Genomic DNA, 23,327 nt, shown 5'->3' with positions numbered 1-23,327 from the left:
AGCGGTGTCGGCGTGATCAGCGCGACAGGATGGTGACGCCGGAGATGCCCGGCGCGCCGTACACGTGTGTGTACGCCGTCTTCGGGTCGTTCGGGACCTGACGGGCCCCGGCCTCGCCGCGCAACTGCAGCACGTTCTCGTACACCTGGCGGAGGCCGGACGCACCGACCGGTTCACCGTTGGCGAGGCAGCCGCCGTCGGTGTTGATCGGCAGGCGACCGTCGATCTCGGTCTCGCCCATGGCCAGCATGCGCTCCTGCTCGCCGTGCTCGCAGAAGCCGTTCTCGGCCATGTGCATGATCTCGGCACCCGATTCGGTGTCTTGCAGCTGGGCGATGTCGATGTCGTCGGGCCCCATGCCCGCCATCTCGAACGCAGCCTTCGACGCGTCGACGGTCGGTCCGGCGTTGTGCTCGAGCGCGATGTGCGGTGCCATCACTTCGAACGAACCGAACTTGCGGGAGCGGACGACCGCCGACTTCAAGAAGACCGGCTTGTCGGTGTACTTGTGCGCCTTGTCGGCCGGAGCGAGGATCATCGCCACGCCACCTTCGCCGGGCGAACAGAACATGTACTGCGTGAGCGGGTACGAGAGCATCGCGGCTTCGAGCACCTGCGCTTCGCTGAGTTCCTTGCGGCGCCAGGCCATCGGGTTCTTCGCCCCGTTGCGGAACGCCTTGGCCGAGACACGAGCGAGCGACTCGTGGCTGATGCCGTACTCCTCCATGTAGCGGTTGATCTTCATGCCGAAGAACTGCGTGGTGAGCGCCATGCCCGACGCGCCGTACCAGTCCGACAGTCCGGCGCCCTTCGTGTTGACGCGGAAGGCGCCACGCTCGTGCTTGTCGAAGCCGATGGCGATGCCGAGTTCGGCGACACCGGCCTTGATCGTGTTGACCGCCGAGAACAGGGCCGAGCCACCGGTCGCGCAACCGTTGGCGACGTTGATGAACTGCACCCCGGTGAGGCCGAGTTGGCTGACCATCGTGTCGGGTGCGCCGGCGGCCGCTGAGCCACCGAACGCGAACTCGATGTCGCTCCAGTCGACGCCGGCGTCCTTGCAGGCTTCGCGCACGGCGACGGCACCTTGCTCCATGCCCGACACGCCTTCGGTGCGTCCGAACTTGTGCATTCCGATGCCGACGATTGCAACGTCGTTGCTCATGACTGTTCTCCGTTTTCAGAAATGGGTGCGAAGGCGAAGGTGACGACTTCGTCGCCGTCGTCGTTCGTGTAGAGGGGGACGAGGGTGAGCTCCATCGGCATGCCGATCTTCAGCTTCTCCGGGTCGGCCTCGGTGAGGCGCGCCTCGACCTTGACCTGTCCGGGCAGTTCGACGTATCCGACGCCGAAGGGCTGGAACGTCTTCGGGTCGGCGTCGCCGAGGTAGGGAGGTGCCTTGGGCGGGTATCCCTGGACCGTCCAGGTCCAGAGTTCACCTCGTGTTTCGAGTTCGACGTCTGAGGTCGACGTGCCCGCACACTTGGGGCAGCTGCCCTGTGTGGGGAACATGTGGTTGCCACAGTTGTCGCATTTGCTTCCGATGAGTCGTGGATCGTCGACGGACGTGAAGACGCCGTCTGCCACTGGTACGCGTGCCATTGAACGCACGTTAGGAAAGTCGACCCGCGCGAAGCGAACCGAGTGACACACCTCGCATCCGCTGGGCCGGGTGCATGCCGAACGACACACGGTGATTCGCGACTTGCGACGGGTGCGGATCGTCCCTCCGGTGACACTTCCAAGAATGTGAGGCCCACCGTGATCCAACGCCACTCGACGAACGAACCAACGACGTGAACGACGAACAGACAACTCGACACCGGGCGACGCGAGTGCGCTCGGGCCGCGGGCGTCCGGCGGGCTACTACGAGCAGTGTGCCGAAGCCCCCGAAGGTGGGCGTTCGATGGACCTCGCCGCGTTGCTCGGCTCGCTCGTCGGTATCGACGTCTCCGGGCTGGTCGATCGACCGGGCCGCATCGGCTTCGCCGAGCTGCGATCGCTCGCCGCGGGTCCACGGCTCTCCGACATCGCCAAGCGGGACATCCCGGTCGTCGATCTGTTCACCCACGTTCGGGTGTCGATCGATGCGGAGGTCGTGATGATCTCGACCATCGACGGCGAGACGGTCGGTTTCCGTGTGGAAGCGATGCTGCGCGATCACTCGATGCACTTCGAGATCGGCCACGTGCTCGCCGACGGGTCGGTCGACTGGCGGGCGCCGCTCCGGCTCCTCGGTCGAGAAGTTCCGGGTGGGTCGCTCGCGATTCATGCCCTCGACTTCCTCACGTTCGAGGACTTCATCGGTCAGGGATCATGAGCGTCGTCGCGACACATGGAACTGTCGCGACGACGCTGCTTTCTTTTGTCGCTCCGGCTCGGCAGAATGGGGTCGTTGTGACTGCCCCGCTGACCCGAACCGTGGACGACGCTTTCGTTCGGGTCCAACAAGGCGATCAGGCCGCCTTCGCGGTGTTCTACGACCTGCTCTCGGCCCGGGTGCTCGGAGCGATCTCGCGAGTGCTCCGCGATCCCGCCATGTCCGAGGAGGTGGCCCAGGAGGTGTTCGTCGAACTGTGGCGGACGGCCGCCCGCTTCGACGCTCAACGGGGCAACGTCACCGCGTGGGCGATCACCATCGCGCGGCGCCGCGCCGTCGACCGGGTCCGCCGCGAGCAGTCGCAGCGCAACCGGATCGACGAACTCGGCGAACAGCGGGTGACGCCCGACGACGGACCAGCCGACGAGGTCGTGTCGTCGATGGAGGTCACGCGCGTGCGGGCCGCCGTGGCGACGCTTCCCGACGATCAACGCGAGGTGATCGAACTGTCGTTCATCGACGGCATCGCACACACCGACATCGCCGATCGGCTCGGTTTGCCGCTCGGCACGGTCAAGGGACGGGTCCGGGGTGGGCTCAGGAAACTACGTGGGCAACTCGGGAGTGAAACATGAACGAGCGGGCTGAAGATCTGATCGTGCTCGCTGCACTGGGCGAACTGACGGCCGAGGAGCGACTCGAACTCGACGGGCTCGCTGCCGCCGATCCGGCGGTCGCGGCCGAACTCGCCGCCGAGTTGGACACCGCTGCGCAGCTCATGTCAGCGACGCCGATCGACGCTCCCGCATCGCTGCGGGCCTCCGTGCTCGAAGCCATCGGCGACGTCGCGCAGGTCGCGCCCGCCGAGGCGCCGGCTGCGGTCGTGTCGATCGAGGAGCGTCGAGAGCGTCGAAGCCGCCGTCTGCTCCCGATCCTGTCGGCTGCTGCTGCCGTCGTCCTGGTGGTGGGAGGTGCGGTGGTGCTCACCGGCGGCGACGATTCGTCCGGCGACGAGTTCGCACTGGTGGCCGACGCCCCCGATGCGGTGGAGCGTGACTTCGTCGGGATGGCCGACGCCGAACTCCGGTTGGTCTACTCGCCGTCCGAGGATGCGATCGTGCTCGACGGCAACGGCGTTCCGTCGCTCGACGACGCACAGACGTACGTCCTGTGGCTGATCCGTGACGGTGAAGCGACACCGGCTGCGGAGTTCCGCCCCGACACGTCGGGTGGGGTGAGCGCCAGGTTCGACGGCATCGACCCGTCCGACGCCGTGCTCGGCATCACCGCCGAGCCCATCGGTGCGGTCACCACACCCACCGAACCCATCCTCGCCACCGCGTAGTGCCTGCCGCCCGCCCGGTCGCGCCCCGCAACCTGGTTACATCGCTCCGGGAGCCGCGTAACCTTCTTTTCGTGGGACAGAGCGGTTGGACGGTCGTACGGTGCGTCGATCTCGAGGCGAACCTCCGATGGTTCGTCGACGACGCCGGGTTTCGCGTCGATCTGGTCAACCCTGCCGACGATCCCCGTCGCTTCGTCGTCTCCCGCCACGGCGTCACGATCTCGCTCGAACGCAGTGACGTCGACGCGCCGGCCCATGTCGTGATCGAACAGCAGGCGGATGATCTGACGCCGGGCGTGATCGGCGAGGCTCCGGGCGGGTCGACGGTGACCGTGCAGCCGCCCAGCGACGAGATGATCATGCCCGACTCGGTGCCGTCGCTCACCGTGACCGGCGGGTCGTCGGGTGGGTTCGGCATCGGACGCGCCGGGATGGAGTACCGCGACCTTCTGCCCGATCGCTGGGGTGGGCGGTTCATCGCCAGTCACATCCGCATCGACGAGGGTGGCGACGTGGCCGACTGGGTCCACTTCCACCGCATCCGTTTCCAGATGATCTTCGTGGCGGCCGGTTGGGTCGATGTGGTCTACGAGGACCAAGGCGACCCGTTTCGGATGCAGGCCGGTGACTGCGTGTTGCAGCCGCCCGAGATCCGCCACCGAGTGTTGCGGAGCTCGCCTGGTCTCGAAGTGATCGAGATCGGTTGTCCGGCCGAACACGACACGCTCGCCGATCACGAACTCGAGCTGCCGACATCGATCATCGCTCCCGATCGAGACTTCGGCGGCCAACGCTTCGTTCGTCACGTGGCAGCGGATGCGCCGGTCAGCCCGTGGCTGGTCGGTGGGCTGCGGTGGCGCGACACCGGCATCGACGCGGCGACCGACGGCGAAGCGTCGGCGATCGTGGTGTCGCCCGACGGTGACGGCCAGTTGGCCGACGCAGCGCTGACGAACGCCGGCGAGTTCGCACTGATGGTGGGGGTGCGTGGCACCGGCACGCTGGCCGTCGACGGCCACGGACCGGTCGAGGTGGCCGAGCGTGCCTCGGTCGCGTTGCCGCCGGGATCGGTCTGGCAGCACACCGCGGCGTCGCCCGATCACGAACTCCTCGTGGTCACCCTGCCGGCCGACGCCATTCGCCCCGCCTGAGCCACGACGCCACCCGACGCCAACTTGGTGACGCGGCTCCCGGAGCGATGTAATCAACTTCACCGCCGACCTGGTGACGCGGCTCCCGGAGCGATGTCGTCAACTTTGCGGATCGTCCCTGGTGACGCAGCTCTCGGAGCGGTGCGGACTCACGCTCGGCAGAGTCTCCAGGTCTCCAACCTGGTGACGCGGCTCCGGGAGCGATGTAATCAACTTGGTCGGCGACTTGGTGACGCGGCTCCGGGAGCGACGTAATCAACTTCATCGGTTTCGTCGGGGCCTGGCGGTGGCCGCGAGACTGCTCTGATGCAGGAACTCGACGGCAAGACCGCGGTCATCACCGGAGCAGCGAGCGGAATCGGACTCGCGCTCGCCGAACGCTTCGGCTCGGCGGGAATGAAGCTCGTGCTCGCCGACGTCGACGCAGGCCCGCTCGACACGGTCACCGCCGACTTCGCCAGTCGGGGTCACGAGGTGACGTCGTTCGTGGTCGACGTTCGTGACCTCGACCAGATCCGGGCACTGAACGAGCACGCCAAGGCGACCTTCGGCAAGGTGCACCTTCTCTGCAACAACGCAGGTGTCGGCAGCGGCGGCCTCGTGGCGGCCGAAGACGACCTCGACCTCTGGAAGTGGACGATCGACGTCAACCTCTGGGGGGTGATCTACGGGTGCAAGGTGTTCCTCCCCGACATGATCGCCCACGGCGAGTCGGCACACATCGTGAACACGGCGTCGATGGCGGGGCTGGCGTCGGCGCCGCTGATGGGTCCGTACAACATCTCGAAGTACGGCGTCGTCGCCCTGTCGGAGACGATGCTGCAGGAGATGTTCATGATGAAGACGTCGGTCGGCGTGTCGGTGCTGTGCCCGGCCTTCGTGCAGACCGGCATCGCCGACAGCCGTCGCAACCTGCCTGCCGACGTGCGGCCCGGCGACCACGCCATCCGCGAACCCGAGCCGCTCGCCAGCCCGATCAAACAACTGGTGGCGAACGGCCTGCCGACCGACGTGGTTGCCGAGGCGGTGCACGACGCGGTGGTCGACGAGCAGTTCTGGATCCTCACACACCCCGAGACCAAGCCGAGCGTGTTGGAACGGGCCGAGCGCATCGTCTCCCAGACGAACCCGCCGGCCTACGACGGTTTCGGCTGATCGCTCGGGCCGCTGTCGGGGAGCAGAGCGGTCGCTTCGATCTCGATCCTCATGCGCGGGTCCGCCAGCCCGGTGACGAGCATGGTGGCGGCGGGACGCGACTCGTGGAAGTACTCCCGGAGCGATGGCCAGCACGGTTCGAAGTCGTCAGGATCCGGCAGGTGGTAGTTGACGCGGACCACGTCGGCCGCCGTTCCGCCGGCGTCGATGAGGGCTGCATCGAGATTGGCGAGTGTCTGCGTGACCTGTTCGACGATGCCGGGAGCGATCGTCATCGTCCTGTAGTCGAAACCGGTTGTGCCGCTGATGAAGACCCAGCGGTCGGCGACGATCGCTCGCGAGTAGCCGATGTCGCGCTCGAAGGTGCTGCCCTGGCTGATCTGTCGGCGTGTTCGCTGCACGGTGACTCCCGTCGTCTCAGACCGAGCGAGGGCCGAGGTGGCCGCGCCAGGTGGGATGCTCGAGACTCCAGCCGAGCTGCGCCTTGGCCCGCTCGTTCGACGATCCGCTGATGTCGGTCATGAGCCGCAGCCCGTGGCTGCCGATCATCCGTTTCGCGATCCAGCCGGGTGCCTTTCGCGGCGGCTTGGCACCGATGGTGGCGGCGTAGTCGGGCAGCCACTCGCGTACGGCGGCCGGTTCGTCATCGACGACGTTGTAGACGCCCGGCGGTCCGGTCATGGCCAGCACGGTCGCCTCGACGGCGTCGTCGACGTGCACGAACGACCAGACCCCTCGGCCGCCCGCCACGATGCGGAACTGTCGCTCGATGACAGCGCGGTGGTTGTCGCCGCCCGAATCGAACGACGTCCGTGGCCCGTACAGGTTGCCGTACCTCACGACGACGCCGTCGAGGCTCGGTGTGCCGGTCACGACGCGTTCGAGATGCTCGATCGCAGCGAGGCTCTCGGACGCGGCAGGGTCGGGATCGCGATCGAAGGGTTCGTCTTCGGTCCGGGCCCGAGCGGCTCCTCGCTGGTTGGTCCAGCCGGTGAAGCTCTGGGCGATGACGCGACGTGCGCCGGCAGCGCGCGCCGCGGCGACGAGGTTGTCGGTGCCGGTCGTCCGAAGCGCGTTGGTGGCAGCGAAGCATTCGTCGAGGCGCTTCGGATCGATCGAGTCGATCGCGGTCGACTGATGCATCACGACGTCGGGACCGAACTCGACGACCGCTCGGCGCACCGCATCGGCGTCGAGCGCGTCGAGGACGACGCCGTTCGCTCCCTGCTCGGTGATCGTGCGAGCGCCGCCCCGGCTGCGACTCGATGCGGCCACGTCGTGACCACCGGCCACCAGACGCTCGACGAGGGGTGAACCGATCACGCCGGTTCCTCCGGCGACGAAGACTCTCATTGCATTCCTGCTTTCTCACTGGGTACGACCGCGGGCTGCGTGGCCGTTCGGTCGGGGCGCTGCGCCCGCTGTCACCAACTGAGACGAATCGGGGCGCCGAGGTGTGACAACGTGCTGTCACGTCCGAGCAAGCTCAATCGTCTGAGGAGCCATGAGCAGAACTCCGAGTGCCCGACCCGACCACGCTGTCGAGGAAGAAACCGAAGAGTCGCTTCGGCCGTTGCTCTTCTCGATCGCCTACCGAATGACCGGATCCGCGGGTGACTCCGAAGATCTTGCGCAGGAAGCGCTGCTGCGACTGCACACCTCGGAGGCGGCGGGCGACGACATCCGATCTCGCAAGGCGTTCTCGACGACCATCGTCACGAGGCTCGCACTCGACTACCTGCGGTCGGCGCGGGTGCGGCGCGAGCGGTACGTGGGCCAGTGGCTTCCCGAGCCGCTCGTGGCCGACCGCGGCGACGGGCCGGAGGAGCGCGCCGAACTCGCCGACTCGTTGTCGATGGCGTTTCTCGTGCTGCTCGAATCGCTGTCGCCGCCCGAACGAGCGGTGTTCCTGCTGCACGACGTCCTCGGGTACAGCTATCACGACGCCGCTGAAGTGATCGGACGATCGGAGGTCAACGCGCGGCAGATCGCGAGTCGGGCCCGCCGGGCGATCCACGCTCGCCGTCCGCGCTTCGAGACGACCACCGAAGCGAAATGGGAGCTGGCCGGTCGATTCTTCGCCGTCGTCGAGTCGGGCGACGTCGACGCACTCGTGAGCATGCTCAGCGACGACGCGATGATGTACGGCGACGGTGGGGGAGTCGTGCCGACGCGGGCCGAGCCCATCTCGTCGCCGCGAGCGATCGCCGCGATGCTCGTCGGGCTCGCGGCGCGGCTCGCACGCGACGGCCTCCGAATCGTCGAGGTCGAGGTCAACGGCGAGCCGGGTGTGGCCATCTCTGACGGGTCGGCGACGCCGCACGCCGTCGTCGCGTTGGACATCGTCGGCGACAAGGTGCGCACGGTGAGCTCGGTGCTCAACCCGGCGAAGCTGCCGCACCTCGAGTGGATCTCGGAGCGCTGAGCGGGCGAGCGGGTAATCGGATGACCGGGTGACCAAGTGGATCGGCGGAACCGATCAGCGCATCGGCCGCGCGAGCACCGGGTTCAGCGGAGCGATTCGGCGCTGATGGCTTCGTGGACGGCCAGGTTCGGTTCGTCGAGCAGACCGAGGCGCTTGCGGAGCGCGATCAGTTCGTCGAGGTCGTCGCCTTCGATCGAGAGGGTGTGCAGCACGTCGCCGGAGTTGCGGAGTTGGATGTCGGTCGCCTCTGCTCGCAGCGAGCCGATGCGATAGCGGTGCCGGTACTTGGTGACGAACACGGCTCGTACCCCGGGCACGTCGTCGAGCGCCTTGACGGCCTTGCGGAGGTCGAACGACTTGCCGCGCTGTGGACGGTCGAGGCGGAGGTGTTCGAAGATCTCGTCGAACGGCGACGGGGTCGACTTCGCGTCGACGTGCCGCTCGCGTGACCAACGTTGGAAGCCGGCGTCGTCCTCGACGAGCTGCTTGATCTTGAGCGTGTTGTCGCGGACCTTGGCGTTCCACGATGCGTCGTCGACGAGGAGGTAGCAGTCTTTGACGCGCTCCTTCGACGACTCGTCGGCCATGCGAGCGAGCTTCTTGCGTGCTGATCGTTGCCGTCCCCACACTCGGTACTCATAGCGAGCGCGGCGAACGTCGGGTTCTACTGCCTTTTTCTTCGCCATGTTGGATCGCCCTCGATTCGAGGCTTTGAGGCTACTGGCTGACAGTACCCGGCGGGCGGACCGGCGAACCGTCGAGTGCGTGAACGGCGCGTCGGAGCGACGCCAGAACGGCGCCAGAACGTCGCCAGAACGTCAGCCGCGCCAACGCTGTTCGAGGCCGGACCGGCGTTGCACCTCGGCGGCGACCTCGGCCTCGACGAGCGCGTCGTTCCACCCCATCCACGGGGCCGCGAGACGTGCGACGGCGGTGAGTTCGTCGGGCGTCACCGGTCCGACCGTGCCGATGACGAGTCGTCGGTCGACGATGTCGGCGAGCGTGAGCGCCCCCTCGACGGTCACGGCGTGAACGACCTGTGCTGCGATGTCGTTCGTTCGCTCGGAGATCGGCGCCGCGAGTGACGGGTCGGCGCGGACGAGGTCGAGCAGCGTGTCGAGTTCCGTTCCGTACAGTCGGGCGAGGTGGAGACGGACCTCGGGAGCGAGCGAGACGTCGGGCGACGTGGTCAACGCGGCGTCGAAGAACGCGGACGGGTCGGCGCCCCATCCGGGCGAGGCGAAGGTGGGTCTGGTCGTCGAATCGAACTCGGGGGACTGCGGAGCATCGCGTACGTGTGCCAACAACGGTGACGCGACGAGTTCGTCGAGCGTCGCCGACGCGGTCGCCCGGCCGGTGGTCCACTTGCCGCCGCCGATGCTCCAGATACCTCGAAATCCCGCAGGCTCGTGGTCGTACAACTGGTGTCGACGGCTCGCCGTGTAGGAGTCGGCGCCACCGTCGACGAGTGGTCGGATACCCACGGTCGTCGCCTCGACGTCGTCGATCGTCAGCACTGGTTCGCTGTCGGCGAGCGTCGAATTGACCGATGCCAGGATCGAGTCGACGTCGTCTCGATCGACGTGGACGGCGTCGGGGTCGGCGTCGATCGGAGTGTCGGTCGGTCCGATGAACGAGTGGCCCTGCCACGGCGACACGATCACGTGGTTGCCCGTCTTCGAGCGGCAGTAGACCGTCGCCTCGCCGCCGAGCGGACGGGTCAGCGTGTGCACGCCCTTCGACCGTTGGACCCCGACACCGAGCGGGCGCGTCGAGCGTTGCACATCATCGTTTTCGAGCGGACGCAGCACGACGTCCATCCACGGACCCGCCGCGTTGACGACCGTGTGGGCGCTGATCGTGACGGTTGCATCGGCCGATGCCGCACCGCCACCAACATCGCCACCAACACCGTCACGACCAACAGCGTCGGCGACTCGGACGCCGACCACCCGGCCGTCGTCGACGTCGAAGCCACGCACCGCACAGTGGGTACGCACCGTTGCCCCGAGGTCGACGGCATCGCGGACGTAGGAGAGCAAGAGTCGCTCGGGATGGACGTTGAGCGTGTCGTCGTACGCCCACGCGCCGCGCAGGCCGACCGGGTCGAGCCAGGGGACCTCGTCGAGTAGTCGGCGTTTGCGCACCCAACGAGGAAACGAACTCCGAAGCGAGCGTGGGAGCCCGCGATTTCGGTCGAACCCCATGGCGGTGTACAGCGCCACACCGAGGCCGATGATCGCCGTCGACGGCTTCGACCACGACCAGCCGGGCATGAGGAATCGCCGCTGCTCGACGAGGTGCGTCGCTCCGAGGGTCAGGATCCGGCGTTCGCGCAGGCTGTCGCGAACGACTCCGAATTGCCGCTGTTCGAGGTACCGAATGCCGCCGTGCAGGTACTTCGTGGTCGCCGAACTCGTGCCGCCGCCCACGTCGCCCTTGTCGACGAGCGCGACGCGCAACCCGCGACCAGCGGCTTCGCGCGCCACGTGGACGCCGGTGATGCCGGCGCCGATCACGACCATGTCGTAGACGCCGTCGAACGCGTCCGCGAGCGCAGGCCGGTGGAAGGCCGCCGTGGTCACCGTGTGTTCGCGGCCCGATCGACGAGCGTTGGAGCGTCGCCCGACAGGTCGATCTCGTCGAAGGAGAAGATCGCCAGGTGATCGCCGACGCCCTGGTCGAAGTACTGGTCGCCCTGGCGCCGTACGCCGACGGTGTGCCAGCCGGCGTCGCGGGCGGCGTCGAGTTCCGCGACGAGATCGCTGAAGAACACGATCTCGTCGGCGGGAGCTCCGAGCCTCGACGCGATCAGGTCGTAGCTCTCGGTGACGCGCTTCGGACCGATGTTCTCGGTGTCGAAGTGATGGCTGAAGAGGTCGAGCAGCGAGCCGTCGGGCGTGTTGCCGAACCAGGCGAGTTGCGCTGAGACCGAGCCCGAGGAGAAGATCGACAGCGTGCGTCCCTCGGCGTGGTGCCGCCGGATCGCCGGGATCGAGTCGGCGAAGAAGTGCGACGTGAGGTCACCTGCGGCGAAGCCATCCGTCCAGATCCAACCCTGGAACGCCTTGAGCGGAGTGACCTTCTGGTCGTCGTCGAGCCAGTGGTTCAGCCACCACACGATTCGTTCGACGTCGGCATCGGGCTCGCCGGCCAGCTCGCGGACGGCGTCGAGTTGAGCGATGACCTGTGGGTCGTGGCCGTGTTCGTCGATGTAGGCCGCGAACCGCTCGCGGGAGTACGGGTACAGCGTGTCGTGGACGAACCCGGTCGACGAGGTCGTCCCTTCGATGTCGTAGACGACGTGTGTCAGCACGGGGCGATGTCTTTCATGAAGAGGTTGGGGGGAGCCGGCTCAGCCGGCAGCGGCGACGAGTTCGTCGAACGTCGGAAAGCGTTCGGCGATCGCGTCGCCGGTGAACTCGCCGACCCAGCCGTCTTCGATCTGGAAGAAGCGAATCGCCGCGAAGCTCGGGGCGGTTCCCATGTCGAACCAGTGCAGCGTGTCTTTCGGGACCGAGATGAAGTCGCCTTGCTCGCAGAGCGCGACGTGCACGGCCTCGATGCCGTCGGGTCGGGTGAGTCGGAGGTAGAACGCGCCGCTGCCCTCGACGAAGAAGCGGACCTCGTCGTCGGCGTGCGCGTGCTCGGAGAGGAACTTGGCGCGTGCTGCGGCGGCGTTCGACATGAACTCGGCGTCGTTCGGATCACCGTGGAGACGCACCACGTCGACCGTGCCGAAGCCCATGTCGCGGATGCGGGCGACGTCGTCGGCATAGGCACTCATCACCGCGTCTTGGCCGGCGTCATGAGCGAGCGTCGCGTCGGCCGTCCACTGTTCGAACGTCACGCCGACGGCGCCGAGATCGGCGGCGATGGCCGCGGGATCGGACGTCGAGAGCAGGGTGGCCGACGGGTCGTCGACCGGCATCACGATCAGCTTGGACATGGTGGGACTGTCTCCTTCGTTGCTCGCCGCGCTCGGCGAGTCAGTTCTGTTGGCGCAATGGTGCGAGCCGTTCGAAGACCGAACGCAGGGGGCCGTCGAAGATCTCGTTGCGTGCTGTACGGATGCCAGCGTAGGCCGAGACCATCGTGGGGTCCGGATCGAATGATCGCCCCCCGCTGACCCAGTTGCGGACGGTCGAGGCGAGGTCGTCGACGGCTCCGACGCCGTAGGCGGCGAGCGCCGCGTTGGCGAGAATGGCGCCGTCTTGCCGTGCCGGAAGACGCCACGGCATGCCGTTGACGTCGGCCTTGATCTGGTTCCAGATCGGCGCCGACGCGCCGCCGCCAACGGCGAGCACTTCCGACACCGACACGCCGTTGGCCGCGAAGGCCCCGAGGAAGTCGGCGTACTCGAACGCGATCGACTCGAGCATCGAGCGCCAGAGCGTGGCGACGTCGGTCGCTTCGGTCATGCCGAGCCACGTGCCGGCCGCGGCCGGGTTGTCGGGGCCGCCGCCCGACAGGTACGGGGCGAACAGCACGCCGTCGGAACCTGCCGCGACCGATGCGGCCAGTTCGTCGAGTTCGCGGTATGTGTCGTCGTCACCGGGGCGGCGCAGCACCTGGTCGCGCATCCAGCGCAGCGACAGCCCACCGGCCTTGACGTAGCCCCAGTACAACGCTTGCCCGGGCAGCGTGCCGAGCGAGTAGAGCATGCCGGGGACGGCGGTGATGGCAGGAAGGGGGCCGTCGACGCCGACGGTCAGGATCGATGCGGTGCCGGCGACGTCGGTTGCCATGCCGGAGTCGGTGAGGCCGGCCGACAGGTTCGACTGCATCACGTCGCCCGCTCCAGCGACGATCGGTGTGCCCGCCGGAAGGCCGGTGCGGCGTGCGACGTCGGCGTCGAGCGTCGCCACGATGTCCCACGGTTCGACGACTCGGGGGCAGTGCGACATCGGGATGCGCAGCGCGTCCATCTGCGCCTCGCTGACCGTGCCGGTGGCAGCGTCCCACCCGATGATCCAACCCGACAGGTGCGACGCGTCCATGAACGCGTCGACGGCACGCAAGCGGCCGAGGCGTCCGGCGATGTACGGAGCGAGCGACATGATCTTGGCGATGCGCGCGTGCACGTCGGGTTCGTTGCGCCGGATCCACTCGTAGGTGGTGGCCATGGCGTAGGTGTCGAGGCTCGCGTTGGCCGACTCCGTGATCCAGAGTGGTTCGACGTCGTTGCGCAGCCAGTCGAGCTCGTCCTGGGCTCGAACGTCGAGGAACGGGATGATGGGCCGGACCGGGTTCCAGTCGTCGTCGACGAACACGGGGCCGCAGAGGATCCCCGAGAGCGCAATCGACGCGACGCCGGGCAGCGACGCCCCCGCAGCGCTGGCCTGAGCGGTCGCCTGTGCGACGGCATCGAGCGCGGCACCGAGCACCTGGTCGGGATCCATCTCCACCCAGCCGGGACGGAGATGATCGAAGGCGTGCTCGGCGTACCCCTCGCCCAGGCGCGTGCCGTCGGCCGCGTAGACCCCCGCTTTCGAGCCTTGCGTTCCCACGTCGATCCCCACGAACATTCGGTCGAACTTAGCGAGCGCCGCCGTGGCGGTCACAGGTCGGCCGGAACGTCGGCGGCGCGATCGGAACGGAGTGCCGATTCGAACATGGTCGCAGCGAGGGGTGTGCGCCACACTGTCGAGAATGGAGACCGAGGACGAGCCGCTGCGCCTGAAGCTGCGGGGCCTGACGAAGACGTACGGCGGTGTCGCCGTGCTCGACGACGTCGGGCTCGAGTTGCACGCGGGTCGCGTGCACGCCCTGTTGGGAGAGAACGGCGCGGGCAAGTCGACGCTGATCAAGATCGTGTCGGGCGTGGTCGCGCCCGACCGTGGCGAGATCTCCGTCGACGGCCGAACGGTCGACATCTCGACGCCGCACGACGCCACCGACGCCGGCATCGCAACGTTGCACCAGGAACTCGCGATGGTGCCGGGCCTCAGCGTGGCGGAGAACATCTTCCTCGGGCGCCCGGTTCCGTCCACGGCCGGTGTCGTGCGCTGGGGAGAGCTCAACCGGAGGGCCGCAGCCATCATCGAGCAGCTCGGCCAGCGCATCGACGTCACGCGTGATGCCGGACGCCTCTCGCCGGTCGAGCAGACCATGACGGCGATCGCGAGAGCACTGTCGCTCGACGCTCGCATCCTGGTGCTCGACGAACCGACGGCCTCGCTCACCGACCAGGAGACCGAGCAACTCTTCGCCACCATCCGGCGCCTGACCGATCACGGCGTCGCTGTGCTGTACGTCTCGCACCGCCTCGACGAGGTGCTCTCGATGTGCGACACGTACAGCGTGTTGCGCAACGGTGTCGAAGTCGATCGCGGCGACATCGCCGACGTCTCGGCCGACAAGCTGATCGCGGCGATGGTCGGTCGTTCGATCGACGCCGTGTTTCCCGAGCGTTCCGACGAACGACCTCCGACCACGACACCGGCGCTGCGCGTGAGCGGTCTCGCCGGCCCGCGTACCCACGACGTGTCGTTCGAGGTGCAACCGGGCGAGATCTTCGGCATCGCCGGGCTCGCCGGCTCGGGTCGCAGCGAGATCGTCAGGCTGCTCGCCGGAGCGCAGCGTCGCCGGGCGGGCACGGTCGAGGTCGACGGCGCCGCCATCGATCCGAGCAACGTCAAGCAGGGGCAGCAGGCCGGCGTCGCCCTGCTGCCGCAGGAACGTCGGGCCGAGGGCATCTTGCCCGACTCGATCGAGCGCAATGCCAACGTCACGACCATCGACCGGCACACGCGAGCAAAGGTGGTCGTCGATGGCGCCGCGGCGACGCGGCACGCCGAAGGGTTGTCCGACATGCTCGCCGTGCGACGGCGCACGATGCAGCAGCCGATCCTCACCCTGTCGGGTGGCAATCAACAGAAGGTCGTCTTGGCGAAGTACCTCGCCTTGTCGCCTCGTGTGTTGCTGCTCGACGAGCCGACTCGCGGGGTCGACGTCGGAACGAAGTCGGAGATCTATCACCTGATCCGCAAGCAAGCGGCGAACGACACGGCGGTCGTCGTCGTCTCGTCCGAACTCCCCGAACTGCTCGGCTGGTGCGACCGCATCACCGTCATGTCGGAGGGTCGCCAGATCAGCACCGTCGACGCCGAATCATCAACCGAACACGAACTGTTGCAGGCCTGCTACGGGAGAGTCCTATGAGTGACACCACCACCGATCCAGCGGGCGGCGCGCCTGCCGAACCAGCCCCAGCGGGCGGCGACTCGCCTGCCACGCAAGAGCGCGCCGGGCGGGCGCTGAGCTTCGACACGATCCGCCCCTTCCTCGGCCCGTTGGTGATGCTCGCCCTGTTGATCGTGTTCGGTGCCCTGTATCCCGACACGTTCCTCACGAAGACCAACCTCGTGAACAACGTGCTCGGCCAGATCACGTTCCTCGCCATCGTCGCCAGCGGACAGACCGTGGTGATGGTGGTCGGCGAGTTCGACCTCTCGGTCAGCGGCCTCGCGGCGTTGTCGACGGTGATGACCGCCGGGTTGATCGCCACCCGCACCGTGTCGGGAGACGAAGCCAGTCCGGGCCCGGTGCTCTGGGCCGTGCTGCTCGGCCTGGGCGTCGGTGTGCTGGGCGGTCTCCTCAACGGTTACCTCGTGAGCTACGTGGGGGTGCTCGCGTTCATCGCGACGCTGGGCATGTCGGTGGTGTTCGAGAACCTGGCGCTCCGGCGCGTCGACGGCAAGCCGGTGTACGGCCTCGTCGAGAACAACTTCGTCGACCTGGTGCAAGGGGAGTGGGCCGGCATCCCGAAGACGATCTTCTACGCCGTTGCGGTCGCCGCCATCGTCTGGTTCCTGCTCGACCGGACGACGCTCGGTCGACGGATGTACGCGGTCGGCGGCAACATCGAAGCGGCCCGGTACTCCGGAATCGACGTGCGGCGCGTGAAGCTCGCCGCGTTCGTCATCGCCGGTCTGGGCGCAGCGATCGCAGGCATCATGCAGTCGGCGTACAACGAGACGGCCAACACCTCGGCTCCCGGCAACTGGCTGTTGATGTCGATCGCGGCGGTGTTCCTCGGCATGGCGATGTTCCGCGATGGACGGCCCAACCTGCCGGGAACGATCCTCGGCGTCATCCTCCTGCGACTGATCGAGAACGGCCTCAACTACACCTCGATCAACAACTACGTCCAGGAGGTCATCCTGGGCGTGGCGATCGTGGTCGCCGTCGTCCCACCGGCGCTGTCGCGGCTCCGACGGGCTCGCTGAGTCGTCTCGTGTCGACCGACCGGGTTCCATCCGAGCGAGTGTTGGCGATCGACCTCGGGTCGTCGGCGGTGAAGGCGGCGATCGTCGACCGAAGCGGTGTGATCGGCGACGTCGCTGCTGCACCGATCGCCACATCGCATCCCGGCCCTGGTCGTGTCGAGCAGCACGCAGCGGACTGGTGGACGTCGACGCTCACCGCGGTCGGGTCGCTCTCGGCCGACGAGCGCGCCGCCGTCTCGACGGTCGCCGTCACCGGTCAGATGCAGGATCTGCTCTGCTTGGACGCCGACGGCGAACCGCTCCGCCCGGTGGTGCTCTACAGCGACACACGAGCCGCCGCCGAACACGATGCTCTGGTCGCCGACTTCGGCGACGAGTGGGCTGCGGCTGTCGGGGCACCGCCCGATGCGACGAGCGTGCTGTCGAAGTGGGCCTGGCTCGAGGCACACGAACCCGACCTGGTGGCACGCACCGATCGCGTGGTCGTCGGCGGCGGAGCCGAAGCGGTGCGACGACTCACCGGGGTCGTCGCGTCCGATCACGCAACCGCTGCCACGACCGGGCTGTACGAACTGCGGGAGCGCCGTTGGTGGCACCCGGCCATCGCTCGTCTCGGATCGCGCCTTCCCGAACTCGACGCGCACGAGCCGCGCCCGATCCGACCCGAGGCGGCCGACGAGCTCGGTCTCTCGGCCGACGCGGTGGTGGTGTTGGCACCGGGTGACGCGGTGGCAGCGACGGTGGGAGTGATCGGCGCCGAGGTCGGGCGGAGTTATGCGTCGCTCGGTACGTCCGGTTGGGTCGCCGCATCGACATCGGCCCCGGCGACCGAGACCGGGCTGATCGTGCTGCCCGGGCTGCACGCCGATCACTGGATCGCCGTCGGGCCGGTGTTGGCGTTGGGGAGCGTGATCGACTGGGCGCGCACCGAACTGCTCGGTGGCGTCGGCGTCGCCGAGTTCGAAGCGCTTGCGGCGACCGGCAACGGCGCCGCCGCGGGGATCGTGGCGGTGCCCCATCTCAGTGGAACGCGCGACGACCCGACGGCGCGCGCTGCGATCGTCGGCCTCGGCGCGTCGACCGCTCGAGCCGACATCGCGAGTGCGCTGCTCGAAGGCACGGCGCAGACGCTGCGACAGATCTCCGAACGGCTCGTCGCGACCGGCCACGATCATGGCGGTCCGGTCGCGTTGTGCGGCGGGGGCGCACTGTCGGATGCATGGTGTCAGACCATCGCCGACGTGCTCGGTCGCGAGATCGAGCGGACGAACGACGAACACGCGTCACTGCTCGGCGCGGCGATCGTCGCCGGTCTCGACCTCACGCTCGGCGGTGGAGGAGCCGTGATCCGACCCAGACCGGAGCGGAGCGAGGCCCATCGTGCACTCGCCGACGTGTTCAACCGGGTCGATTCCGCGCTGCGCCCTGTGTCACGATCGCTTCTCGAACTGGTCGCGACACACTCGCCGTGATCCGTGAACAACGACGAGATTTGCGACCAATCGACAGATCCGTGAACAACCACAAGGGGAGAACCACATGAAGACCTTCAGCTCATCACGACGACGCGTCGTCACCACCGTTGCGATCACCGCCGTGTTCGGCTTGGTCGCCGGGGCGTGCGGGAGCGACTCCGACGACCCGGAGACGACCGAAGCGGCGAGCGTCGCCGACACCGCCGGCGAGGAGACCGCCGCCGAGAGCGAAGGTGGCACGATCGCCATCGTCTCGCCCTACTACTCGGCGCAGCCGGCGACGAAGGAAGTCGTCGACGCCTTCACCGCTCGCGCAGAAGCCGATGGCTTCGAGGTCAGCCTCGTCGACACCAACAACGACCTCGGTGCCGTCAACGGTGAGATCGAGACGGCCGTGTCGCAGAACGCCGACTTCGTCGTCCTCGGCATGGGCGACCCCCAGGAGTTCGGTCCGGGCCTCGACGCCGCTGTCGAAGCCGGCGTGCCCGTGTTCGGTCTCGACGCCGGTGCCGTCGAGGGCGTGACCGCCAACATCACGTCCGACAACGAGTTCCTCGGCCGCGAGAGCGCTCAGGCCATGATCGACGCGATCGGTGAGGGCGGCAAGGTCGCCATCATCCACTTCGACCCGTTCGAGCCGGTTCGTCTCCGGGGCGCAGCGGCTCGCGAGCTGTTCGAAGCCGCCGGCATCGAAGTGATCGAAGACGTCCAGGGTGACCCGGCCGACTCGACCGGCTTCGCCAAGACCACGTCGCTCGACTGGTTGAACAAGTACGGCGAAGGTGAGATCGACGGCATCTGGGCCGGTTGGGATGCCTCGGCGCTCGGCGCATTCCAGGCCACGCAGGAAGCCGGCCGCACCGAAGTCGTCGTCACCGGCGTCGACGGTCAGGACTTCGCTCGCGAAGAAGTGGCGAAGGGCGAGAACTGGATCGTCACGGTCCGCCAGGACTGGGAGGCGATCGCCAACAAGGCCGTCGACACGATCCAGGAACTCCAGGCCGGCACCGAGCCGTCGTCACAGACGATCGTCGTCGAAGGCGAAGTGCTCACCGCCGACAACGCCTGACCCGACGCGATCGTCTCGAGCCGCCCGAGGCGGCGGCTCGAGACTCTCACCCGGGCATCCGGGCCTCAGTGCGAGGTCCGGATGCCCAGGGTCGGCGCGGTGACTCGACGAGCGAGTCGCCGCACGCCACGCTTCACCGATCGGTCAGCTCCGCCACCGCGGCGTCGAGCGCCCGATCGAACGGCGATCCGACATCGGTCGGTACGCCGACCGCCTCGAAGTTCTCGCCGTCGAGGTCGGTGTAGACCTCCATCGACATCGTGAACTCGGTGCCGTCGGGGAGCATCCAGTCGATGGCATCGGAGAACTCACCGAACGACCGGTTGCCGACGATCGACGCGTCGGCCACCTCGCGAAGCGACAGCACCAGCGCCTCGGCCGCGCTCGCGGTCGCTGGCGACGTGAGCACCGCGACCGTTCCATCGAAGTGACTCGCCTGTGGCGTCACCTCGATCGTCTGCGCGACCGGGTCGGGTTGCGCATACGCCCACTTGCGGTACGCGTCGGTCGGTGTATCGACGAAGTAGCCGGCGGCGGCCACGGCGAGGTCTTCGTAGCCGCCGGGGTTGAAGCGGAGGTCGACGACGAGACGATCGACCGCTGCGTCGAGGTCGGCGATCGCCTCGTCGAGTCCGGCGGTGAGGGCCGCTCGGTCGGCGGCAGCGTCGTCGGTGCCGGAGAGCCCTTCGAACGCGGTCATGACGAGGTAGCCGACGTCGGGCGCGCCGTCGACCGTGCCCCACGCGATGGTGCCCGACGCATCGGTGCGCGGGTCGACGATGCGCTCGAACGTCGCCTCGAACTCGGCGCCGATGAGTTCGCCGAGGTCGGCGTCGGGCGCCAGGTCGGGCATGTCGAACGCCGCCCGATCGATGTCGAGTTCGAGTTCGTCGAACGTGGTGTGGCCGTCGCCGAGGTCGACCATGAACGAGACGAGCGCCTCCTGCAGCCCATCGGCTTCGTTGCCGACCGTCGCGGCGATGGCGTCGAACCGTTCGGACCAGTCGATCCCGCGTTCGTCGAAGAACGGGTAGTGCGTGGAGAACGCTTCGTCGAGCGCCGTCAGGGCGTCGGCGGGTGTGCTGTCGCACTCGGGTGCCGCGACGAGTGGCCGGAGTGAGTAGTCGGTGGTCGGGCCGACGAGGTCGAGCGTGATCACACCGCCGTCGTCGTCGGCATGGTCGACCGGGAAGTCGTTGTCGAACGGTTCGCCCGCGGTGCAGGTGCTCGCGGTGACGTACAGCGGTGTCACCTGGTCGCCGTCGACGGCGAGCACGGTGCCGTAGCCCGACAACTCGTAGGCCCCGTCGGGGAGGGCGAGCTCGCCGTCGACGACCGGCGCAACTCGCCCGCGGTCGACACCTGGGTTGCTGACCGAGGCGTCGCCCGAGTCGGCTGCCGCCGGCTCGCTTGCCGCGTCGGTGGTCTCCGACGCGGCATCGCCGTCCGACGAGCCGCAGGCGGCGAGCAGTGCCGATGCGGCGAGCGCTGCGGCGGCAATGTGTGTTCGTTGATGTTGGGTCATGGAAATCTCCAGAGGGTCGCGGGACGGTGGTCCCGACATGGGAGGGGTGGAACGTGCAGTGACTCGGCGGATCGACCGTGGCGAACCGACACGGACCGGTCAGCTGGTGCTGATGGCATCGAGGACGTTGCGGCGAGCCGCCGAGCGAGCTGGCAGCGCGGCGGCTGCCGTCCCGGCGAGGAGCGCGCCGATCACGATCGCGACGAGCGTCGACGACGGAACGGTGGCGCTGCGGAACCCGTCGTCGGCGAGCGTCGAGATCACGGCCGAGGTGAACCCGAGGCCCATCGCGAGTCCGAGCGTGGTGCCGAACAGGGCGATGAGGATCGCTTCGAGGCGGATCGAGCGTCGGAGCTGACGCCGGCTCAGGCCGACGGCACGCAGCACGCCGAGCTCGCGAGTGCGCTCGTGGATCGAGAGCCCGATGGTGGTGGCGATGCCGAGCACGGCGATCACCACGGCGAGACCGAGGAGGCCGAGCACGAGCGAGAGGACCGTGTCGAGCGGTCCCGCGAGCGCGGTCGCGTAGTCGTCGACCGTCCCGAGCAGCGCGGTGGGCACGCCGTCGGTGATGGATTCGGCAGTCGCGATCGCGTCGGCGTCGCCGTCGAACAGCACCACCTGATCGAGGCCGATGCCGTGCTCGGCCGCGGTCTCGTACGAGGTCACCAGCGCGGGGAGTGCGTTGGTCTGTTCGATCACCGCGCTCACCCGGAACTGCTCGGTGACACCGTCGGCGAACCCGATCTCGATGCGATCGCCGACCGACCACGAGCGGTCGTCGGCGAGCTCGTCGCCGATCACGACATCCTCCGAATCGGCGGTGATCTGTCCGTCGAGCACGTCGATCGACAACAGGCCGTCGGCGTCGACGAGGTCGATTCCGCCGATCGCTTCCATCTCGCCGTCGACGCGCACGGCGAGCGACTGGATCGGGAGGCTGGACGTGCCGGGCAGTTCTGCGAGCGCAGCTCCGAGGTCCATGGGGAGGCCGGGGTTCGAGCCGGCGGGCCGGATCACCCGGTCGGCGGTGATCACGTCGACGGCATCGCCGCGGATCGACGCACTCGCGGTCGATGCGAACATCGATGCACCCGCGACGAGCATCACGCCGACGGTCAGCGCCGAGGCGGTCGCTGCCGTGCGCTTGGGGTTGCGGAGCGCGTTGGCCGCGGCCAGGCGACCACTGGCGCCCATGTGGCGGAGCGGCATCGAGAGCACACGTGCCAGCGGGCGCACGATGACGGGTCCGAGGACCAGCGTGGCGTGGAACAGCGCGATGCTGCCGAGGCCGACCTTGCCGGGCGAGGCCTGCGAGATTCCCTGTACGAGGGCCGCGGTGCCGACGGCGGCGAGGAGCGATCCACCGACGACGCGTTTGCGGGACGTGGAGTCGGGTTCGATGCTGGCGTCGCGCATCGCGGCCACCGGGGCGACCCGAGCGGCACGTCGGGCGGGCACGATCGCGGCGCCGACGGTGACGACGATGCCGGCCACGAAGGCGGCGACGATCGTCGACGACTGGACGACGAGTGACCCGCCCGGGAACTCGAGGCCGACCTGTGCGAGCAACCACGTCAACGCCTTGGCCACACCCAGTCCGGAGGCGAGCCCGGCGATCGCCGCGATGGTGCCGATCATCGCCGCTTCGATGACGACCGAACCGAGCACCTGGCCGCGGCTGGCCCCGATGGCTCGAACGAGCGCGAGCTCCTTCGTGCGCTGGGCGACGGTGATCGTGAACGTGTTGGCGATGGTGAACGAACCGACGAAGAGCGCGATCCCTCCGAAGACCAGGAGGATCGTCTCGAAGATCCCGATCGCGTCGCCGAGATCGTCCTTCTGTTCGGCGGCTCGCTGCGCGCCGGTCACGACGTCGAGACCCGGCAGCGAGGCAGCGAGGGTCGATGCGAGTTCGGTGTCCGACACCGAGCCGTCTCCACGGGCGAGGAACCATTCCGCGGTGCCAGGGTCACCGAGCCGCTGTTCGGCGTCGGCGTCGGTGAAGAAGGTGAACGCCGAGTTGGCGACGCCGGGTACGCCGTCGAGGCGAGCGAGGCCGGTGACGACGAAGGTCTCGCGCCCGGCCGACGTGATCAACTCGACCCGGTCGCCGGTGGTCACGCCGGCTTCGTCGGCGCCGTCGAGTCCGAGGACCACCTCACCTGGTCGGTCTGGTGGTCGACCCGAGTCGAGTTCGAACATCGAGAGTTCGGTGTCGTCGATCCAGTTGAGCCCGACGCTCTGGAGCAGGTCGAGCGCCTTCCCGTCGGTGTCGAGGATCTGCGTGTAGCCCTCCCAGTACGGCGCCGCGGCGGCGATGCCAGGAGTGCTGCGGATCTGGTCGAGGTCGTCGAGCGGAACGGGCGCTCGGAGCGTGAACACCTCGTCTTCGCCGACGGGTTCGCCGCGGACGACGACGCCGACGCCGGAGGACACTTCGTCGAGTGCCGTCGAAATCGACGCGGTCATGGTGTCGGCGAGGATCATGGTCCCCGTGGTGAAGGCGACGCCGAGGACGATGGCGATCGCCGTGGTGACGAGACGCAGTTTCTTGGCGATGAGGCTGCGGAGTGAGAGTCGGAACATGATGGGCTGCTTTCGATGTCGAGGGATGTCGTTGGGTGTGG

Annotated in this window: 21 protein-coding genes; 10 read left to right on the top strand and 11 right to left on the bottom strand. The window is 68.1% G+C overall.

Annotated features, from left to right (window positions below; translation table 11 throughout):
- Positions 1-16 precede the first annotated feature (16 nt).
- The gene (locus YM304_RS14120) at positions 17-1,165 is read right to left on the bottom strand and encodes a thiolase family protein (protein WP_015442375.1); all 1,149 of its coding nucleotides are present in this window, start codon (positions 1,163-1,165) and stop codon (positions 17-19) included.
- A complete protein-coding gene (locus YM304_RS14115; protein ID WP_015442374.1) occupies positions 1,162-1,602 on the bottom strand; it encodes a Zn-ribbon domain-containing OB-fold protein in 441 nt (146 codons plus the stop codon). The genes YM304_RS14120 and YM304_RS14115 overlap by 4 nt, the downstream gene beginning before the upstream one ends.
- Positions 1,603-1,796: 194 nt before the next feature.
- Between YM304_RS14115 and YM304_RS14110 the strand changes: the two genes are divergently transcribed.
- The 5 genes from YM304_RS14110 to YM304_RS14090 all read left to right on the top strand — a co-directional run bounded on the left by YM304_RS14110 (position 1,797) and on the right by YM304_RS14090 (position 5,972).
- The gene (locus YM304_RS14110; protein WP_015442373.1) at positions 1,797-2,321 is read left to right on the top strand and encodes a molybdopterin-binding protein; all 525 of its coding nucleotides are present in this window, start codon (positions 1,797-1,799) and stop codon (positions 2,319-2,321) included.
- Positions 2,318-2,956 carry a sigma-70 family RNA polymerase sigma factor gene (locus YM304_RS14105; protein WP_154723463.1) on the top strand — a complete coding sequence of 213 codons (639 nt, stop codon included), beginning with the start codon at positions 2,318-2,320 and terminating at the stop codon, positions 2,954-2,956. The genes YM304_RS14110 and YM304_RS14105 overlap by 4 nt, the downstream gene beginning before the upstream one ends.
- Positions 2,953-3,666 (top strand): anti-sigma factor, encoded by a 714-nt coding sequence (locus YM304_RS14100; RefSeq protein WP_015442371.1) that lies wholly within the window; start codon positions 2,953-2,955, stop codon positions 3,664-3,666. The genes YM304_RS14105 and YM304_RS14100 overlap by 4 nt, the downstream gene beginning before the upstream one ends.
- A gap of 71 nt (positions 3,667-3,737) precedes the next feature.
- The gene (locus YM304_RS14095) at positions 3,738-4,817 is read left to right on the top strand and encodes a cupin domain-containing protein (RefSeq protein WP_015442370.1); all 1,080 of its coding nucleotides are present in this window, start codon (positions 3,738-3,740) and stop codon (positions 4,815-4,817) included.
- A gap of 306 nt (positions 4,818-5,123) precedes the next feature.
- Positions 5,124-5,972, top strand: coding sequence for an SDR family NAD(P)-dependent oxidoreductase (locus YM304_RS14090; RefSeq protein ID WP_015442369.1), 849 nt, complete (start codon positions 5,124-5,126; stop codon positions 5,970-5,972).
- Here the strand turns inward: YM304_RS14090 and YM304_RS14085 are convergent.
- The gene (locus tag YM304_RS14085) at positions 5,954-6,373 is read right to left on the bottom strand and encodes a RidA family protein (RefSeq protein ID WP_015442368.1); all 420 of its coding nucleotides are present in this window, start codon (positions 6,371-6,373) and stop codon (positions 5,954-5,956) included. The two genes, YM304_RS14090 and YM304_RS14085, sit on opposite strands and share 19 nt — an antisense overlap.
- A 16-nt stretch (positions 6,374-6,389) precedes the next feature.
- The gene (locus tag YM304_RS14080; RefSeq protein WP_015442367.1) at positions 6,390-7,325 is read right to left on the bottom strand and encodes an NAD-dependent epimerase/dehydratase family protein; all 936 of its coding nucleotides are present in this window, start codon (positions 7,323-7,325) and stop codon (positions 6,390-6,392) included.
- A 151-nt stretch (positions 7,326-7,476) separates the two neighbouring features.
- On the opposite strand from YM304_RS14080, the gene sigJ reads away from it, so the two are divergent.
- Positions 7,477-8,397 (top strand): RNA polymerase sigma factor SigJ, encoded by a 921-nt coding sequence (gene sigJ / locus YM304_RS14075; protein ID WP_015442366.1) that lies wholly within the window; start codon positions 7,477-7,479, stop codon positions 8,395-8,397.
- Positions 8,398-8,480: 83 nt separating this feature from the next.
- Here sigJ and YM304_RS14070 read toward each other — a convergent pair whose 3' ends face one another.
- The 5 genes from YM304_RS14070 to YM304_RS14050 form a co-directional block, all read right to left on the bottom strand.
- Positions 8,481-9,083 carry a hypothetical protein gene (locus YM304_RS14070; RefSeq protein ID WP_015442365.1) on the bottom strand — a complete coding sequence of 201 codons (603 nt, stop codon included), beginning with the start codon at positions 9,081-9,083 and terminating at the stop codon, positions 8,481-8,483.
- A gap of 132 nt (positions 9,084-9,215) precedes the next feature.
- Positions 9,216-10,982: a glycerol-3-phosphate dehydrogenase/oxidase gene (locus tag YM304_RS14065; RefSeq protein WP_015442364.1), complete on the bottom strand. Its 1,767-nt coding sequence runs from the start codon at positions 10,980-10,982 to the stop codon at positions 9,216-9,218.
- Complete coding sequence (gene mtnC, locus YM304_RS14060) at positions 10,979-11,713, bottom strand: acireductone synthase (RefSeq protein ID WP_015442363.1); 735 nt, start codon at positions 11,711-11,713, stop codon at positions 10,979-10,981. The genes YM304_RS14065 and mtnC overlap by 4 nt, the downstream gene beginning before the upstream one ends.
- A gap of 39 nt (positions 11,714-11,752) precedes the next feature.
- Complete coding sequence (locus YM304_RS14055) at positions 11,753-12,346, bottom strand: 1,2-dihydroxy-3-keto-5-methylthiopentene dioxygenase (protein WP_015442362.1); 594 nt, start codon at positions 12,344-12,346, stop codon at positions 11,753-11,755.
- 40 nt (positions 12,347-12,386) lie between these two features.
- A complete protein-coding gene (locus YM304_RS14050) occupies positions 12,387-13,925 on the bottom strand; it encodes a xylulokinase (protein ID WP_015442361.1) in 1,539 nt (512 codons plus the stop codon).
- Positions 13,926-14,049: 124 nt separating this feature from the next.
- Here YM304_RS14050 and YM304_RS14045 point away from each other — a divergent pair, with 124 nt between their 5' ends.
- The 4 genes from YM304_RS14045 (at position 14,050) to YM304_RS14030 (ending at position 19,172) form a co-directional block, all read left to right on the top strand.
- A complete protein-coding gene (locus YM304_RS14045) occupies positions 14,050-15,561 on the top strand; it encodes a sugar ABC transporter ATP-binding protein (protein ID WP_015442360.1) in 1,512 nt (503 codons plus the stop codon).
- Positions 15,558-16,628: an ABC transporter permease gene (locus tag YM304_RS14040; RefSeq protein ID WP_015442359.1), complete on the top strand. Its 1,071-nt coding sequence runs from the start codon at positions 15,558-15,560 to the stop codon at positions 16,626-16,628. The genes YM304_RS14045 and YM304_RS14040 overlap by 4 nt, the downstream gene beginning before the upstream one ends.
- 8 nt (positions 16,629-16,636) lie before the next feature.
- On the top strand, positions 16,637-18,100 hold the full coding sequence (locus YM304_RS14035; protein ID WP_015442358.1) for an FGGY family carbohydrate kinase: 1,464 nt from the start codon (positions 16,637-16,639) through the stop codon (positions 18,098-18,100).
- Between the two features lie 67 nt (positions 18,101-18,167).
- Complete coding sequence (locus YM304_RS14030) at positions 18,168-19,172, top strand: sugar ABC transporter substrate-binding protein (protein WP_015442357.1); 1,005 nt, start codon at positions 18,168-18,170, stop codon at positions 19,170-19,172.
- 133 nt (positions 19,173-19,305) lie between these two features.
- Here YM304_RS14030 and YM304_RS14025 read toward each other — a convergent pair whose 3' ends face one another.
- Together YM304_RS14025 and YM304_RS14020 are read right to left on the bottom strand one after the other, a co-directional pair.
- Positions 19,306-20,697, bottom strand: a complete 1,392-nt coding sequence (locus tag YM304_RS14025) for a S41 family peptidase (protein ID WP_015442356.1) — start codon at positions 20,695-20,697, stop codon at positions 19,306-19,308.
- A 99-nt stretch (positions 20,698-20,796) separates the two neighbouring features.
- On the bottom strand, positions 20,797-23,286 hold the full coding sequence (locus tag YM304_RS14020; protein WP_015442355.1) for an ABC transporter permease: 2,490 nt from the start codon (positions 23,284-23,286) through the stop codon (positions 20,797-20,799).
- Positions 23,287-23,327 lie beyond the last annotated feature (41 nt).

This window comes from Ilumatobacter coccineus YM16-304 (genome assembly GCF_000348785.1).
In the GTDB taxonomy this organism is placed as follows: domain Bacteria; phylum Actinomycetota; class Acidimicrobiia; order Acidimicrobiales; family Ilumatobacteraceae; genus Ilumatobacter_A; species Ilumatobacter_A coccineus.
This window is presented reverse-complemented; position numbering and strand designations above follow the sequence as displayed.

Bases quoted from the DNA above. Each gene is read 5' to 3' on its own strand.
- YM304_RS14120 (WP_015442375.1), bottom strand. From the start codon at position 1,165: ATGAGCAACGACGTTGCAATCGTCGGCATCGGAATGCACAAGTTCGGA.
- YM304_RS14115 (WP_015442374.1), bottom strand. From the start codon at position 1,602: ATGGCACGCGTACCAGTGGCAGACGGCGTCTTCACGTCCGTCGACGAT.
- YM304_RS14105 (WP_154723463.1), top strand. From the start codon at position 2,318: ATGAGCGTCGTCGCGACACATGGAACTGTCGCGACGACGCTGCTTTCT.
- YM304_RS14100 (WP_015442371.1), top strand. From the start codon at position 2,953: ATGAACGAGCGGGCTGAAGATCTGATCGTGCTCGCTGCACTGGGCGAA.
- YM304_RS14090 (WP_015442369.1), top strand. From the start codon at position 5,124: ATGCAGGAACTCGACGGCAAGACCGCGGTCATCACCGGAGCAGCGAGC.
- YM304_RS14080 (WP_015442367.1), bottom strand. From the start codon at position 7,325: ATGAGAGTCTTCGTCGCCGGAGGAACCGGCGTGATCGGTTCACCCCTC.
- sigJ (WP_015442366.1), top strand. From the start codon at position 7,477: ATGAGCAGAACTCCGAGTGCCCGACCCGACCACGCTGTCGAGGAAGAA.
- YM304_RS14070 (WP_015442365.1), bottom strand. From the start codon at position 9,083: ATGGCGAAGAAAAAGGCAGTAGAACCCGACGTTCGCCGCGCTCGCTAT.
- YM304_RS14055 (WP_015442362.1), bottom strand. From the start codon at position 12,346: ATGTCCAAGCTGATCGTGATGCCGGTCGACGACCCGTCGGCCACCCTG.
- YM304_RS14050 (WP_015442361.1), bottom strand. From the start codon at position 13,925: ATGTTCGTGGGGATCGACGTGGGAACGCAAGGCTCGAAAGCGGGGGTC.
- YM304_RS14045 (WP_015442360.1), top strand. From the start codon at position 14,050: ATGGAGACCGAGGACGAGCCGCTGCGCCTGAAGCTGCGGGGCCTGACG.
- YM304_RS14040 (WP_015442359.1), top strand. From the start codon at position 15,558: ATGAGTGACACCACCACCGATCCAGCGGGCGGCGCGCCTGCCGAACCA.
- YM304_RS14030 (WP_015442357.1), top strand. From the start codon at position 18,168: ATGAAGACCTTCAGCTCATCACGACGACGCGTCGTCACCACCGTTGCG.
- YM304_RS14025 (WP_015442356.1), bottom strand. From the start codon at position 20,697: ATGACCCAACATCAACGAACACACATTGCCGCCGCAGCGCTCGCCGCA.
- YM304_RS14020 (WP_015442355.1), bottom strand. From the start codon at position 23,286: ATGTTCCGACTCTCACTCCGCAGCCTCATCGCCAAGAAACTGCGTCTC.